Annotated in this window: 16 protein-coding genes; 10 read left to right on the top strand and 6 right to left on the bottom strand. The window is 63.9% G+C overall.

The window, feature by feature from the left end; translation table 11 throughout:
- Positions 1-15: 15 nt before the first annotated feature.
- From ABEL04_RS00315 to ABEL04_RS00325, 3 genes are all read right to left on the bottom strand, one after another.
- Positions 16-600: a hypothetical protein gene (locus ABEL04_RS00315; protein ID WP_375800372.1), complete on the bottom strand. Its 585-nt coding sequence runs from the start codon at positions 598-600 to the stop codon at positions 16-18.
- 99 nt (positions 601-699) lie between these two features.
- Positions 700-2829, bottom strand: a complete 2130-nt coding sequence (gene metG, locus ABEL04_RS00320) for a methionine--tRNA ligase (RefSeq protein WP_375800373.1) — start codon at positions 2827-2829, stop codon at positions 700-702.
- A gap of 123 nt (positions 2830-2952) precedes the next feature.
- Entirely contained in the window at positions 2953-3279 is a 327-nt protein-coding gene (locus ABEL04_RS00325; protein WP_375800374.1) for a hypothetical protein, read from the bottom strand.
- Between the two features lie 292 nt (positions 3280-3571).
- On the opposite strand from ABEL04_RS00325, the gene hisB reads away from it, so the two are divergent.
- From hisB to ABEL04_RS00355, 6 genes are all read left to right on the top strand, one after another.
- Complete coding sequence (hisB, locus tag ABEL04_RS00330) at positions 3572-4177, top strand: imidazoleglycerol-phosphate dehydratase HisB (protein ID WP_375800375.1); 606 nt, start codon at positions 3572-3574, stop codon at positions 4175-4177.
- A gap of 143 nt (positions 4178-4320) precedes the next feature.
- Positions 4321-5139, top strand: a complete 819-nt coding sequence (gene proC / locus ABEL04_RS00335) for a pyrroline-5-carboxylate reductase (RefSeq protein ID WP_375800376.1) — start codon at positions 4321-4323, stop codon at positions 5137-5139.
- 90 nt (positions 5140-5229) lie between these two features.
- On the top strand, positions 5230-5880 hold the full coding sequence (gene hisH / locus ABEL04_RS00340; RefSeq protein ID WP_375800377.1) for an imidazole glycerol phosphate synthase subunit HisH: 651 nt from the start codon (positions 5230-5232) through the stop codon (positions 5878-5880).
- Positions 5881-5919: 39 nt separating this feature from the next.
- Positions 5920-6717, top strand: coding sequence for a 1-(5-phosphoribosyl)-5-[(5-phosphoribosylamino)methylideneamino]imidazole-4-carboxamide isomerase (gene hisA, locus ABEL04_RS00345; protein ID WP_375800378.1), 798 nt, complete (start codon positions 5920-5922; stop codon positions 6715-6717).
- Between the two features lie 54 nt (positions 6718-6771).
- Positions 6772-7575, top strand: a complete 804-nt coding sequence (gene hisF / locus ABEL04_RS00350) for an imidazole glycerol phosphate synthase subunit HisF (RefSeq protein ID WP_375800379.1) — start codon at positions 6772-6774, stop codon at positions 7573-7575.
- Positions 7559-7888, top strand: coding sequence for an ABC transporter permease (locus tag ABEL04_RS00355; RefSeq protein WP_375800380.1), 330 nt, complete (start codon positions 7559-7561; stop codon positions 7886-7888). The genes hisF and ABEL04_RS00355 overlap by 17 nt, the downstream gene beginning before the upstream one ends.
- A 58-nt stretch (positions 7889-7946) precedes the next feature.
- On the opposite strand, the gene ABEL04_RS00360 is transcribed toward ABEL04_RS00355, so the two are convergent.
- The gene (locus ABEL04_RS00360) at positions 7947-8417 is read right to left on the bottom strand and encodes a putative molybdenum carrier protein (protein ID WP_375800381.1); all 471 of its coding nucleotides are present in this window, start codon (positions 8415-8417) and stop codon (positions 7947-7949) included.
- Between the two features lie 103 nt (positions 8418-8520).
- Between ABEL04_RS00360 and thpR the strand changes: the two genes are divergently transcribed.
- The 3 genes from thpR (at position 8521) to ABEL04_RS00375 (ending at position 10981) form a co-directional block, all read left to right on the top strand.
- Positions 8521-9060, top strand: a complete 540-nt coding sequence (gene thpR / locus ABEL04_RS00365; protein WP_375800382.1) for an RNA 2',3'-cyclic phosphodiesterase — start codon at positions 8521-8523, stop codon at positions 9058-9060.
- Positions 9061-9184: 124 nt separating this feature from the next.
- Entirely contained in the window at positions 9185-9832 is a 648-nt protein-coding gene (gene lolA, locus ABEL04_RS00370; RefSeq protein ID WP_375800383.1) for an outer membrane lipoprotein chaperone LolA, read from the top strand.
- Positions 9833-9880: 48 nt separating this feature from the next.
- A complete protein-coding gene (locus ABEL04_RS00375) occupies positions 9881-10981 on the top strand; it encodes a lysylphosphatidylglycerol synthase transmembrane domain-containing protein (RefSeq protein WP_375800384.1) in 1101 nt (366 codons plus the stop codon).
- 64 nt (positions 10982-11045) lie between these two features.
- On the opposite strand, the gene ABEL04_RS00380 is transcribed toward ABEL04_RS00375, so the two are convergent.
- Complete coding sequence (locus ABEL04_RS00380; protein ID WP_375800385.1) at positions 11046-12761, bottom strand: hypothetical protein; 1716 nt, start codon at positions 12759-12761, stop codon at positions 11046-11048.
- Positions 12762-13092: 331 nt separating this feature from the next.
- Between ABEL04_RS00380 and mdh the strand changes: the two genes are divergently transcribed.
- Positions 13093-14037, top strand: coding sequence for a malate dehydrogenase (gene mdh, locus ABEL04_RS00385; protein WP_375800386.1), 945 nt, complete (start codon positions 13093-13095; stop codon positions 14035-14037).
- A gap of 15 nt (positions 14038-14052) precedes the next feature.
- Here the strand turns inward: mdh and ABEL04_RS00390 are convergent, their stop codons facing one another.
- Entirely contained in the window at positions 14053-15030 is a 978-nt protein-coding gene (locus ABEL04_RS00390; protein WP_375800387.1) for a cation diffusion facilitator family transporter, read from the bottom strand.
- Positions 15031-15115 lie beyond the last annotated feature (85 nt).

Below are 15115 nucleotides of genomic sequence, written 5' to 3' on the forward strand. Positions count from 1 at the left end.
GTAGGAAGACCTAATTCATCGCATCAAGTATTCGTCAACGGGACCTCGGTAGATCACACGTCGATCGGTATCGGACACCTCACCGATGATCGCTCCGAGTAGCCCTCCAACCACACTACCGATTACGCCCCAGTACAGTCCGATTAGAGCCCCAAACCCACAATACGACGACGATTCTCCACAGTCCTGCGTAACTCCCCGCACGAGTGAGATGCCTGCCAGGATCGTGCCCGGAGCAGCCCCCGCAGCGAGACCGATAAATCCTCCTCCCCCTCCTACGTGTGCTTCGATCCGCTGCACGGCGTGGATGGACCGGCAGCGGGTCTTCTCATCCCTGTCCGGCAGGGGTGGGCGCTCCCACCGGCCGGGTCCTGCAGGATCCATATGAATCCGGTAACAGATGGAATCCGGCGACACGCGAACGTATTCCGCATCTGGAATCCGCTCTCCGGAGACCCACAGGATGGTCGCGTCGGCCTGGTCGAGGACCTGGTTGATCTCGGACAGCTGAGTGGGCGGCTGTGCAATCTCGGGACCGCTCGCGCAGCCGATGAGGATCGGGAGCAGGGAGGCAAGGAGAACGTAGACTGGGCAGCGCATCTCACCGGAGCTCTGCGGAGCGGGACTGCGTCGGGTTGACGGAGCCGCAGGCGGTGCCGGTCAAGTAACGGTTGGAGCCGTCCTCCACGTCCACGACTACTACCGCACAATGGAGCCTTCTTCTGCGTCGGTAGTCACCGGCACGAAGGTCCCATCGGGCTCCTCGGCCATCAGCACCATGCCCTGGCTCTCGAACCCGAACATTTCCTTCGACTCCATATTGGCCACGACCACTACGTCGAGGCCGATCAGGTCGTCGGGATCCATCTGCTCGGCTACGCCCGCCAGCATCTGGCGCTCCTCAAGGCCGATGTCGACCTCCAACCGCAGGAGCTTGTCCGCGTCCGGCACTGGCTCCGCAGCGGTGACGGTGCCGGCTCGGAGATCGAGGTCCGTAAAGTCGTCGAACGAGATGGGATCTTTGAGGTCGTCGGGCATCTGATCGGAAGAGGCGGGTTCGGAAGATTGGCTGCGGGCCCGCTCGCGGAGCTTCTCGATCTGGGCCTCGATTCGTTCGTCGTCGATCTTTTCGAAGAGTGGTTCCGGCTCGCCGAGGGGGTGTCCGGGGGAGAGGAGCGGCCGGGCGGCGTCCTCCCAGCCGAAGGCGTCGTCCGGATCGGCACCGGGCGTGCTCGTGCGCACCGGGTGCAGGCGCAAGGTGTCTCGCAGCTGTGCCGCGGCGCTGGGCAAAATCGGCTCGAAGAGAATCGAGAGCGCCGCACAGACCTGTAGACTGATGTGAATGGTGTTCGCGCAGGCCTGAGGGTCGTCCTCGTGCGTGTGCCACGGCTCCGTCTCATTCAAATACTTGTTGCCGCGGCGGGCCAGCTCCATCGTCTCGAAGACCGCCTCCCGCGTCCGGTACTCTTCGTAGGCGGTGCCCACCGTGCCGGGCACCTCGCGGATGGCCTCCAGCATGGCTTGGTCCGTCTCCGAGGGGGCCTCCAGAGGAGGCACTGTGCCGTCGAAGTAGCGATGAACGAAGGTAAGAGTGCGGTGGACGAAGTTTCCAAAGACGTTGGCAAGCTCGCCGTTGACCCGTCGCTGGAACTCTTCCCAGCTAAAGTCGGCGTCCCCCGTCTCCGGAAGAGTTGTGGCCAGCGCGTAGCGGAGCAGATCCGGGCCGTGGCGCTCATCTTCAAAGTCGTCGAGATACTCATGGAGCCACACGGCCCAGCCCCGGCTCGTCGAAAGCTTCTGCCCTTCGAGATTCAGAAATTCATTCGCCGGTACATTCTCCGGCAGGACGTACTCGCCATGCTGCATGAGCATGGCGGGAAACATGATGCAGTGGAAGACAATGTTGTCCTTCCCGATGAAGTGGACGAGATCGGTCTCCTCATCCTGCCAGTAGTCTCGCCACCGCTCGGGCGTGCCCTGCTGGCGGGCCCATTCCTTGGTGGCCGAGATGTAGCCGATGGGCGCGTCGAACCAGACGTAGATCACCTTCCCCTCCGCCTCCAGGCCGTGCCGGGCCGCCACGTCCTCGGGCACAGGCACTCCCCACGGCACGTCCCGGGTAATGGCACGGTCCTTCAGGCCGTCGTCGAACCAGCTCTGAATCTGACCGAGGACGTTGTTCTTCCACTCGGGGTGGTCGTTGATCCAGGCTTCGAGGTCCGGCTGGAGGTCTCCAAGCGGCAGGTACCAGTGCGTGGTCTCCTTCAGCTCCGGCGATGCGTCCGTGAGCGTGCTCTGGGGACGTTCGAGCTCGGTGGGGCTCAATGACGAGCCGCACTGCTCGCACTGATCGCCGTACGCCTCCTCGTAGCCGCAGACCGGACAGGTCCCGACGACGAAGCGGTCGGCCAAAAACATCTCCGCCTCCGGGTCATAGAGCTGCTCTTCGGTCTTGAGCTTGAAGAGGTCTTTCTCGTCGAGCACGCGGAAAAAATCCTGCGTCGTCTCGACGTGCGTCTCGCTGGAGGTGCGCCCGTAGTAGTCGAAGCTCATCCCGAACCGCTCGAAGTTGTCACGGATTTGGGGATGGTAGGTATCGATAATCTCCTGCGGGTCCCGATCCTCCCGAATGGCCCGCATGAGAATGGCGACGCCCATCTCGTCGGAGCCACAGATGAAAGCGACGTCTCGCCCCCGGAGCCGCTGGTACCGCACGAACAGGTCAGCGGGCAGGTACGCCCCGGCGAGGTGACCGATGTGGACCGGACCGTTGGCGTACGGCAGGGCTGCGGTGACGAGGAGACGCTCGGTCGGAGAGGAATCGGCCATTAGAAAAGAGAGGCTTCGGATGTGTAGTATTTGGGAGTTCCGAGAGTTGATGTTGCGTATTGCGTTTTCTTTTCTCTCGACGTTGATATTGCGAGATACGGAGTACGCAACGCGAAACGATCCTCAGTTGAAGCTCACCCCATCCAGCGGATCTCCTTCTCGCTTGCGCAGCGCCTCCTCGGCGAACCACGCCTCGTCCACCTCCTTCGTCGTGTCTGGGAGGTTATCGTGGGGCTTCTCGTATCCGTCGATGTCCTTCAGCCACACCAGGGTCTTGGTTCGCTCCGTACCGTCGCGCGCCTCGAAGGAGACATCTTTCTCTCGGGCGGCACACGTGCCCTCGGCCTCGCCGTAGATGCCCCCGTGCTTCGGGTGGCGGAGGAGAATCCGGACCCGCTCTCCGTAATCGAACCGGCTGTCTTCAAAATCGGCTTCGCTGTACGTTGCCACGATTCTTCGTTATTCTATTCTCGGTGTCAACAGAACGATAGACGACGGCGTGTTTCTATCACAGAGTATAAGAACTAATGGCCTCTTGTGCGTGTTCGAGGCCCGTGAGCCACTCGTGAAAATGCCCTGCACGGGTGCCTGGTTCTTTCGGATTGAGAACCGTTCCTGCGGGTTGTTTCTCAGCCCAGCCGCCGGTGTGCAGTTCCGTTCCGGAGAGGCCGGGCCTCTGGAGCGATCCGGACGACATCACCCTCCAATACGCTTATTTCTCGGATCGACGTTCATCTCCCCGATGTCCGACTCCTCATTCCCTCCTCGCACCGCCACCGTCGAGCGAGCGACCACCGAGACCGAGGTGTCCGTGGATCTGACAGTGGACGGCGATGGTACCTACGACGTCGACACGGGAGTGGGCTTCTTCGATCACATGCTCGAACTCTTCGCCAAGCACGGGGGGCTCGACCTGACAGTTCGCTGTGAGGGCGACCTTGCGGTCGGTGAGCACCACTCCGTCGAGGACGTGGCCATCGGGCTGGGGCGGGCATTGCGGCAGGCACTCGGCGACAAGACCCGCATCGCCCGCTACGGACACGCCTACGTACCGATGGACGACGCGCTCGCCCGGGCCGTAATCGACCTTTCGGGCCGCAGCTACTGCCGCATGGAGGCGGCCTTCGACCGGGATCGCGTCGGCGACCTCGCGACCGAGATGGTCGAGCATGTGTGGCGCTCGGTGGCCGAGCACGCGCGCTGCAATCTGCACCTCACGGTTCTGCGGGGCCACAACGACCACCACAAGATTGAGGCGCTCTTCAAGGCGGCAGCCCGGGCCCTCCGCGCCGCCGCTCGCCGAAGTCCGGACCGCGCCGAGGTGGCCTCAACCAAAGGAACGCTGTAGGGCCGACCAGGGACCGGTCGATTCGCTTTCAGCCCCAATGAATTTGGAGGTAGCGTCTCGGGCGTAGAGCTCACAAATTGCCTTAGTAAGAAGCTTGTACTTTCCTCGCGCACACTTGCTAACGCGTTGTAATCTGATCTGGTATGCTCACTGACGAAACGGTGACCGTCATCGGGGCCGGAAACATTGGTCGTGCCCTCATCGGGGGGATGATCGGCGGGGACCTGATTGCTTCTGAGAACGTCATCGCTACGCGGCGGACCCAATCCGCCCTCGACGAGATGGCCGAGGAGTTTCCGGGACTCCGCACCACCACCGATAACGTAGCCGCCGTCCAGGACGCCTCGATCATTCTCCTCACCATCAAGCCGCAGAGTCGGGCCGAGGTGATTACCAACATCCGCGATCACGTCGAACGTGATGTGCTCGTGATCAGCGTGCTGGCCGGCATCACGACCGAGCGTCTCCAACTCGGCTTCGGTCAGGATCAGCCGGTGGTTCGAGCCATGCCCAACACGCCGGCCCTCGTGGACGTGGGGGCAACGGCCCTCACAGCGGGCACCTACGCGACGGACGATCATCTCCAGCAGGCACGCTCCATCTTCGAGGCGGTGGGGGAGGCCGTGGTGGTGCCCGAAGAGCACATGGACGCCGTCACGGGCCTTTCGGGCAGCGGCCCCGCCTACGTGTACATGTTTATCGAGGCCCTCACAGATGCGGGCGTGAAGCAGGGCATGTCGCGCAAGGACGCGTCGAAGCTTGCGGCGCAAACTGTGTATGGGGCCGCCAAGCTCGCAATCGACACCGGCAAGCACCCGGCCATCCTCCGCGACGAGGTGACCACACCGGGCGGGACGGCCATCGCCGCCGTGTCATCGCTGGAAGAGCACGGCCTCCGCACGATGCTGATCAACGCCGTGGGCACTGCCACCCAGCGGTCCGAAGAGTTGAACGACGAATGACGGTGCCCGCGGGGACCAGTTTTCAGGACTCGACTGTCGGCTCGTCGCCCCGCCCAACTCGACTCTCACTACCCGAGACTTGACCCTGAAATGGTTACGATCATCGACTACGGCATTGGCAATCTCCGCTCGATCGAGAAGGCCTTCGGACAGACGGGCGCGGAGGTGCTTCGCACGGACGACCCCGAAGTCGTGGCGGACGCCGACCGGCTGGTGCTCCCGGGCGTGGGAGCGTTTGGGGCCTGCATTGATGAGATCCGCCGCCGCGATCTGGAGGATCCGATTCACGCCGCCATCGATCGCGGTACGCCCTTCCTGGGCGTCTGCGTGGGAATGCAACTCCTGTTCGAGACGGGCCACGAGAAGGGGACACACGAGGGGCTCGGGGTGCTCCCCGGCCACGTCGTTCACTTCCGGGACGCCGAGGGGGACATGCCGTCGGATGCAATCGTCCCCCACATGGGCTGGAACACAATCGAGCCGACCCGCGAGAGCCCGCTTCTCGACGGCTTCGGGGACGGGGCGCACGTCTACTTCGTGCACTCGTACCACCCGGTCGCAGGCCGACCCGACGACGTCCTCGCGACGACGACGTACGGCCACAAATTTCCGTCAATCGTGCAACGCGACCACGTCTCCGGCGTGCAATTTCACCCAGAGAAGTCTCAGGCCGCGGGGCTCCGGCTGCTGGAAAACTTTGCCACGCAGTTTCACTCCACTGGGTCTGTCCACGCGGCCTGACCCTCAGATCGACAGACCTCCCCCCGTTCTCGTCCTCCCATGGCTCTTGTCATTCCCGCCATTGACCTGCGCGGCGGCCGCTGTGTGCAGCTCCACCAGGGCGACTACGACGACGAGACCATCTACTTCGACGACCCAGTGAAGATGGCGAAGCTGTGGCGCGTACAGAACGCCAAGACGCTTCACATGGTCGACCTTGACGCGGCGCGGGGCGAGGGCGAGCACAACCGATCCGTCATCGAAGAGGTGTGTAGCACCCTCGACATTCCGGTTCAGCTCGGCGGGGGCATCCGCACCATGGACCAGGTTGAGACTGCCCTGGAGATGGGTGTGTACCGGGTCATTCTGGGGACCGCGGCCGTGCGGAATCCGGGCCTCGTGGAGGCGGCGATCGACGCATTTTCTGCCCGGCGTGTGGTGGTGAGCATCGACGCGCGGGACGGAGAGGTGCGGACGGAAGGCTGGACGGAAGGGTCGGGCCTCGACGCCGTCGCATTCGCCCAAAACATGGAACGCCGGGGGGTCCGCCGCTTCGTTTACACCGACATCAGCCGGGACGGCACGATGGAAGGCCCGAACATCCAGGCGTACCGGACGCTGGGACAGCACCTGTCGGAGGCAAAGATTACCGCCTCTGGGGGCGTGGGCGACCACGAAGACCTACTCGCCATCGAGGCGCTCGAGCCGTACGGCGTCGACTCCGTGATCGTGGGCACGGCGCTCTACGAGAACCGCTTCCCCTGCCAGCAGTTTTGGGCGTGGCAGGATACGGACACGGTCGACCTCGACGCGTTCTCGACGGCGTCCCTCCGCCCGGAACCGTCTCCGGACGAGTAGTTCGTTTTTTTGCCCTCCGCTCCTCATCCTGCACGCCACGACCTTAGCCCGTTTATGCTCGCCAAGCGCATCATCCCGTGCCTCGACGTCGACGAGGGCCGCGTCGTGAAGGGCATCAACTTCGTCGACATCCGCGATGCCGGCGACCCTGTGGAACAGGCCCGGACCTACGACGCCGCCGGGGCCGATGAACTGGTCTTTCTCGACATCACCGCGACCCACGAAGGGCGTGACATCATGCGCGACGTGGTGCGCCGCACCGCCGATCAGATCTTCATTCCCCTGACCGTCGGGGGCGGCCTCCGCTCGGTGGAGGACCTGCGGGCAATGCTGCAGGCCGGCGCCGACAAGGTGGCCATTAACTCCGCGGCCGTCAAGGATCCCTCCCTCATCGCTCGAGGGGCCGAGGCCTTCGGCAATCAGTGCATCGTCGTAGCGATCGATGCGAAGCGGCGGGACGGCGAGGGGCCCGACTGGGAAGTAGTCGTGCACGGCGGGCGAAAGCCGACGGGCCGGGATGCGATCGACTGGGCCGTGGAGGCGGAGGAGCGGGGCGCCGGAGAGCTTCTCCTGACCTCGATGGACCGCGATGGGACCAAGGACGGCTACGACCTGGAGCTTCTCCGGGCCATTACCGAGCGTGTGCAGATCCCGGTTATCGCCTCCGGCGGGGCCGGCGCGCTGGAGCACCTGCGGGACGGACTGGTTGAAGGAGGGGCGAGTGCGGTGCTGGCAGCATCCATCTTTCACTTTGGCGAGTACACCGTCGGCGAAGCGAAGGACTACCTGCGCGACGCCGGCCTTCCGATCCGTCCTGCCCCGAACGAATGGACCGACCGTCATGTCACGACCGAGTGATCGTTCCCCGAAGGCCGCCACCCGGCTGCTGAAGGGCGCAGCTCTCCTCTTCGCCGCCATCGGCGGAAGCATGGCCGCTTGGGGGCTCGACAAGTGGATCCGCTATCCGGAAATGCAGGCACGTCAGTTTGGGATGGACGCCCCTCTCTGGCCTGCGTTCACGCTTTTCGTTCTCGCCGCCACGATCATCATCGTGTGGCTTCTATGGAGAACCGCCGGACGGGTCGAGCAGGGGGAAGACCTCTTCAGCCAGCGCCATCGGCGGCGCCCCTCCGATTCGACCGGTCCATCGGACCGCCCGCACGCCGAGTAGGCCCTTTGCGCTTCGGGGCAAGGCCCGATTCGATGGGTTCTGCGCGCAGGCAGTCGTCTCAGTTGCTCGTCGATACGGCAGTCAGGAGGTCGTCGAGCATCTCGCGTGCCACCCTGTAGATGTCGTCAACCTCGCTCGCCCGCGGACCGGCCACATTGAGAACGTGTACGTCGTGGCCCGCCCCCCAGTCCCGAATGGTCGACGTTGGGGCCGTGTCGGACAGGCGCACGTGCAGGACCGGCTGACCCTGGTGCTCGGCCGCCGCCCGCGTGAGGGCCGTGCCGCCTTCGAGCGGGTCCGGGGCCAGGATGAGGGTGCCATCACTGTCCCGCACGTTCCACCGCGTCCGCTGTGCGTATTCGTCTGAGGGTGTTTCTGTGAGGGGATACCGGTCCGGGATCCGGCCATCTTCGGCGCGGCGACCCGCGGGGCACCACCCGCCCACGTCTACCCCGGCAGCCAGGGCTGCGTCCAGCGCAGCCCGGTCAACGCCGGTCTGCCCGCCCGAGACGATCTTCTGGATCTGCATGGCAGCTGCTGATTGATCCCAAAAATCCGCATAAGCGTGAACCTTTCCTCCCCAGATCCGGTTTCGGTGGACTGATCATTCGCGTGCTGATCCCTCCTCCGTCATGCGCCTATTTGCCGCGGTCGACGTGCCGGACTCGCTCCGCGAGGCCCTGTCAGCCTTTCAGGACGAGGGCGACCTCGACGCCCGGTGGACATCGCCGGAACAGTTTCACGTGACCCTCCGCTTCATCGGAGACGTGGATGAGGAGCAGGCGCGCCGGTACGAGACGGCCCTTTCGGGCGTAGACGTGCCTCCCGCTCAGTATATTCCCTACGGCCTCGACGTGATTCCCTCCCGTCGCTCCCCCCGCGTGCTGATACTCGGGCTGGAGCGGACCGACTCCATGATGGCCCTTTACAACGCCGTGAGCGAAGTTCTGGAGTCTGAAGGTCTCGAGCCCGAGGGGCGTACCTACCGTCCCCACGTCACCATCGCTCGCCTCGACGACGCCCGTCGTGAGGCGGTTCATTCCTTCCTCCAGGCCCACGAGGAGTACTCGTTCGATCCCTTCGAGGCCGACCAATTCGTCCTGTACGAGAGCACGCTCACTCCGGAGGGGGCAATCCACGAACCCATTGCCACCTACGAACTGGCCTCGTAACACCAGCCGGCGGTCCGGAGGGTCGAGCAGTTCTCGAGGCGACGTCCCGTGGGACGCGCTGGGGACCGCCGCTCGGGTCTCTGCCACGCCTGCAAACCGGATTTCCAATAGCCGTTCACGCCCGATGTCCATCCGTACCCTTCCCACCGTGATCGGCCTACTCACGCTTCTCGCGTCCGTGAGCGTGGCTCAGGACACCCTCTCCCTGGATGCCCTGAAAGCCCGATACGAACGGATCGATGATCTCCGGGCCTCCTTTACCCAAACGATCCGCTCGGAGATCGCCGGCGACTCGACTCAGATTCGGGGCCAAGTCCTGCTGTCGGGCAACAAGTATCGCGTGGAGACCCCGAGCCAAACCGTCGTAACCAACGGAAAAACGACCTGGATCTACTCACCTGCAGACAGTCAGGTCGTCATCAACGATGCGGAGAAACGAACGTCGACGATTACGCCGCAGACGTTCCTCACCACCTCGACGGATCAGTACAAAACCACCTCGACCCGATCGGTGACGAAGAACGGGGTTCCCCACACGGTGCTATCCCTGGAGGCGACGGCGTCGTCCACTCGGTTCAAAACGGCCACCCTCTGGGTGCGCCGCTCGGATCGCCTCGTGACCCGTCTCCGCGCGACTGACCGGAACGCATCGACCCTGACGCTCGATCTGCGGGACCTTACAGTCGACCCGTCGCTTTCGGGCACGCCCTTTCGCTTCTCTCCGCCCGATGGCATCGAGGTGGTCGACCTTCGTTCGAACACCTCCCAGTGAGCAGAGCCCCCCGACGTCTGTGCTTCTTGACAAATGGTTCCTGAAAGTGTGCTCACCCGACGCCGACTGCTCCAAATTGGCAGTTTCCTTTTGGCCGGTGGCCTTCTGGCCCTGGCCCTCTACGGCGTCGACCTCACGAAGATCGCCGACGCCTTCCGGGAGGCCGACTATCGGTGGGTGCTCCCGCTGCTCGGGCTGACCATCGTGGCCAACCTGCTCCGGGCGTGGCGGTGGCAAATCCTCATTGAAGCCCTTCCCTCCTCGTCCCCGTCCACGTCTTCCTCCGGGATGAGCGCCCCGCGAATGCTCGAAGCGTCCTTTTCCTCCGTCATGATCGGGTACATGGTGAATTACGTGGCCCCCCGGATGGGCGAAGTGGCCCGCACCGCAAACCTTTCGGCCCGATCCCGTTATTCGTTCAGCAGCCTCTTCGGAACCGTCGTTTCTGAGCGCATCTTCGACACCGCGGTCCTGGGCCTGGCGCTGCTCAGCACCGTTGCGATCCTTTTCAATCGACTCGACGTGCTTCGAGAGCAATTTCTCGGGCCGGCGTGGTCTCGGCTCCAGTCGATCCCGACCGCCTGGGTGGTCGGTGGGACACTCGGAGCGCTGCTGCTCACGGCAGTGGTGGCATCTCTGCTGCAGGGAACTCTTCGTCGTGAGGACTCGTCCGTCGGCCGACTCTGGCGGGAGACGGTTAAGCCGACCCTGCTCTCATTCAACCAGGGCATGAGGACGCTTCTGGACTCGCCCCGACGGGGGGCGATTCTCCTGTCCACCGTCGGCATGTGGGGAGGATACCTCCTGATGGCGTATCTTCCGTTCCGGATGCTCCATCTAGCAGAGCCCTACGGCATCGGCATTCTTGACGCCTGGGCACTGATGGCCATCGGGGCGCTGGGACTCCTGGTGCCCTCCCCCGGTGGGATCGGGTCCTACCACTACATCACGCAGCAGGCGCTCTATCATCTCTACGGGGTTCCGCAGGCCGAAGCCCTCACCTATGCCGTGCTCACCCACGGCGCGCAGTTCGTGTTTTACGTCCTGACGGGGGGCATCGTGATCTTCTACCAGGGGACTGGCCTCCGTCCCCTCCTGGCGTTCTGGCAGCAACAGTCCCCGCCCGCCGCCTCTGAGTCAGGCTCATAGGTCGGTGCCTGCAGACCGTAGATTCGACTCTCAGGAGCGTTCGGCCAAGTCGTTCCGAGCAGGCCTACCGCGGGAGGCGGTCGATGCCGACCATCGAGTATATTCCGCTCCGGAGGGAGAGCCAGAGAAACTTGAAGAAGGTGTTGCCCTCTTCGTGGCGGTGCCGGATCTGCCCGACGTGGAAGGGTTCGTCGTTCGGCAAATTGTTGGACCGTAGCGCCAGGCCGTTCACGACGAACGTTTTGAGGCGGTTTTTGAGGCCCCGTTCCCCAGTCGCCTTTTCTAACGTCTCGATTTCGAGATTCCGGTAGACACTCCGCAGCGACCCAGAAGCCGATCCCTGCTCGACGTCAGCCTGGAACCAGAGGCTGTCGACCTGCCCACGCTCGATGCGCACCCCACCCAGATGGACGAACGTCTCGTTCAGGGCCGTTGCGTCCATGGCCCCGAGTCGCCCTTCAAACGAGAGCGATAGGCGACGGGCGCGGAGCGGCACGCGGAGGGTTGCCCGGAGGCGCCCGGCCCCGTTCACGTCGGTCCGGAGCACGGCGACTGCGGGGTGGGACGGCGTCATCCGCCGGGGACTGTTGGTTACGTTGTAGAGGGTCGCCCAGAGATTCTCGAAGGAAATGGCCCCTGCGTGCTGGGCTTTTTCGGCCCGCTTAACGTACCGAATCGCGCTGTCGCGGATCCGTATGGTGTCGATGCGAAACACGTTCTCGAAGGCTCGTGCCACCTCGTGCGGCATCGGGGGCGGCGGGTCCCGCGGCTTCGGCGGAAGGTGGTTGTCCCGGTACACGCTCAAGTGCATCGACTCAATTCGGGCCCGGTCTGCGTGGAACGTGCTGTCCCGGACGAACCGGTCAACCCGAAACCCTTCCACCGATATCCGGCGCGCGACCGTGCGGATACGGTTCACGCGGTGCTCGTGCCGACGCATGAACACCGAATCCGAGACCGTCGGGGTGAAGCGGATCTGCTCCACCGTCAGGATCGAGTCCGGCTTCGACACCCGGCTGGACCCGATCCGGAGGCTGTAGGGCCGTTCTGGAAAGATCCTCCGGTAGCCCCCGACCGCTCCCTGGGAAAACTGAGCCGCTAGGACCTGAGCGGGAGGCCGGTCCGCCAGCGCGTCGGTCGACAGGCTGTCGAGCCGCAGCGAAACGTCCCAGAGGGAGTCCCGCGGCTGGCCCTCGCCGCGGTTGGCGACGAACGTTCCTCCGTCGAGACGAAACCGGTGAATCATAACGTTCCGCAGCGGACCGAGCGATAAGGCCATCCCCCCACTTGGCGCCACCCAGGAGTCGTGGGGCGCAGTTGCCCGTCCTTCTGCTCCCTCCACCCGTACCTGGAGACCGTGAAGGCGGACCGCGTCGAGGATCAGGAGTCGATGCCGCACGAGCGACCACAGGTGAATGCCCTTCAGACGAACCGTCGAAACCGAAGCCTGGACTCGACGAGGAAGAGCAGGGTTCCAGATCTGTGGCTGCACAGTCGTCGGCAATCCTGGACTCACCGAAATCCCGCGGAGTTGAAGGGACCGATCGAGGAGCCCCCATTCCACGCTCTCAACTTCGACGCGGTAGTGCTCTACAGGGGTGTTGGCCAGCGCGTGGTTGAGCCGCCGCTGGAGATACTCGGCATCGATAACGGTCCAGAAAGTAACGAAGGCAGCGAGCGCTCCGGCGCCCAGGATCGACGTCCCAATCCCAATCCATCGCAGCGCGGTGCGCCCGGGGACGTAGGAGGAATCGGTCGAGGGCTGCTCCGAACCGCCCATCGAAACTGGTAGAAATCTGTTGGAAGTAGTTGGCCCAGCCCGGTTGGTTTTGTTCGGCCGGTGTGCGGGATCAACATCAAGATAGAAACTGATTCGACCGATCCGAAATGCGGTGCTGACGAACGAGCCTCACAGTTTGGGGGAGGGCTGAGGCACCGGAGCCCCCCCTCGGTCCGGCTCTCTCCTTGATGGAGCGGCTGTGGAGCCGATCCTGGCGCCGTGGAGTCCAGCTTTTCGCAGAATATTGCTGGCAGGATGCAGGGCCTCTACTTTCCTTTATCCAATGCAAGTCTTCCTTCCGCAATTCTACTCACAGTTGCCTCTGACTCCCATGAAAGTTACTGTGATCGGTGCCGGCAACGTCGGGGCCACCGCCGCAGAGTGTGTCGCTCGTCTGGACGTGGCCCAGGAGGTCGTGATGGTCGACATCAAAGAGGGCATGCCTCAAGGCAAGGCCCTGGACATGATGGAGTCGGGTCCCATTCACGGGTTTGATACCCGGATTACGGGCACCAACGACTACGGGCCGACCGAAAATTCGGACGTGTGCATCATCACGGCCGGCCTGCCGCGCAGTCCCGGCATGAGTCGCGACGATCTGCTGGCCAAGAATACGGAAATTGTCGGCGGGGTGACCGAACAGTTCGTGGAGGGCAGCCCCGACAGCACCATTATCGTGGTTGCGAATCCCCTCGACGTCATGACGTACGTCGCCTACGAGGCGAGCGGCTTTCCGACGCACCGCGTGATGGGCATGGCGGGCGTGCTCGACACCGGTCGCTTCCGGGCGTTCATCGCCGACGCGCTGGACGTGTCCATTCGCGATGTGCAGGCGCTCCTCATGGGCGGACACGGGGATACGATGGTGCCGCTTCCCCGCTACACCACGGTCGGTGGCATTCCGGTCACCCAACTGCTCGACGACGATACGATTGACAACATCGTGGAGCGCACGAAGGGCGCGGGCGGCGAAATCGTAGACCTGATGGGCACCTCCGCCTGGTACGCCCCGGGTGCCGCCGCGGCCGAGATGACGGAAGCCATCCTCAAGGACAACAAGCGTATTCTCCCCTGCGCGGCCTACTGCGACGGCGCGTACGACCTCCACGACCTCTTCATCGGCGTGCCGGTGAAGCTGGGGACCGACGGCGTCGAGGAGATCATCGAGGTCGAGCTCAGCAGTGACGAGCGGGACTCGCTGGAGGCCTCCGCCGAGCACGTTCACGGCAATCTTGAGGACCTCGAACGCCTCCGCGAAGAGGGAGAGATTGGGTAGCCCCCGGATGCCCCTTCAGAAGGGCGCGACCTTCCGTAAAGGATCGGCGGGCTCACGGTGCTCGTCCGGATGCGCCTCGTCGTGGCGCCGGGGCTCCAGGTGGGCCGTGACGTGCACCTCCTCGTCCGGAAAGAGGGCATCGACGCGGTCTTCAACCTCGTGGGATCGGGCATGGGCCTCGTGGATGGGCATGTCGCCCGGAAACATGAGGTGGTATTCAATCCACACCTGATCGCCCGATCGGCGGTGGCGTACCTGGTGGACCCCCGCGATCAGGTCCTCGTCGACGGCCGAAGAAAGCTCGTCCAGTAGGGCCCTCGTGGCCTCGGGATCGGCCTCGTCCATGAGGCCGTGCACGGAGCGGCGCAGCAGGCGGGAGGCCGTCCACAGGATGTTGCCCGCCACCAGCAGTCCCACGGCGGGGTCGAGCCACCGGATGCCCGTGAGCCAGACGAGCCCAACGCCCACAACGACGCCCAGGCTCGTCCACATGTCGGTCATTACGTGCTGGCCGTTGGAGACCAGAACAATGCTGTTGGTGCGACGGCCAGTGCGGATCAAATATTGCCCCAGCACGAGGTTGACGATCGTGAGGCCCCCGATTAGGTAGAGGCCAATGTCAAGCTGTTGAAGCTCCGCCCCGGCAATCAGATCGTGGACGGCCGTCCATGCGATTCCGGCCGCGGCGATGAGGATGAGCGTCCCCTCCACGGCGGACGCGAAGTACGAGATTTTTCCGTGCCCGTACGGATGGTCTGGATCTGGGGGCGTTGCTGCGTACCAGAGGCTGAACCCGGCAAAACCAGTGGCAAAGAGGTGAATGACCGACTCGGCGGCATCGGAGAGGATGGCAGTGCTCCCGGTAAGATAGGCCGCCGTGATCTTTCCCGCCAGCATGAGGAACGAAACCAAAAAGCTCGCGACCATGGCCCGCCGGCGGGCTCGGAAGGCCGCAACAGGCTCGGTGGCGGAATGCGAGCGTGTAGTGTTCATGGTTTGAAGTCTTACATGGCCGATCTCTCTGGGTTCGCAGTGCAGTTTCCGGGTTCGTTCCCGCATCCCCCCACACATTGTTCTT

Source organism: Salinibacter sp., from assembly GCF_042218895.1.
In the GTDB taxonomy this organism is placed as follows: domain Bacteria; phylum Bacteroidota; class Rhodothermia; order Rhodothermales; family Salinibacteraceae; genus Salinibacter.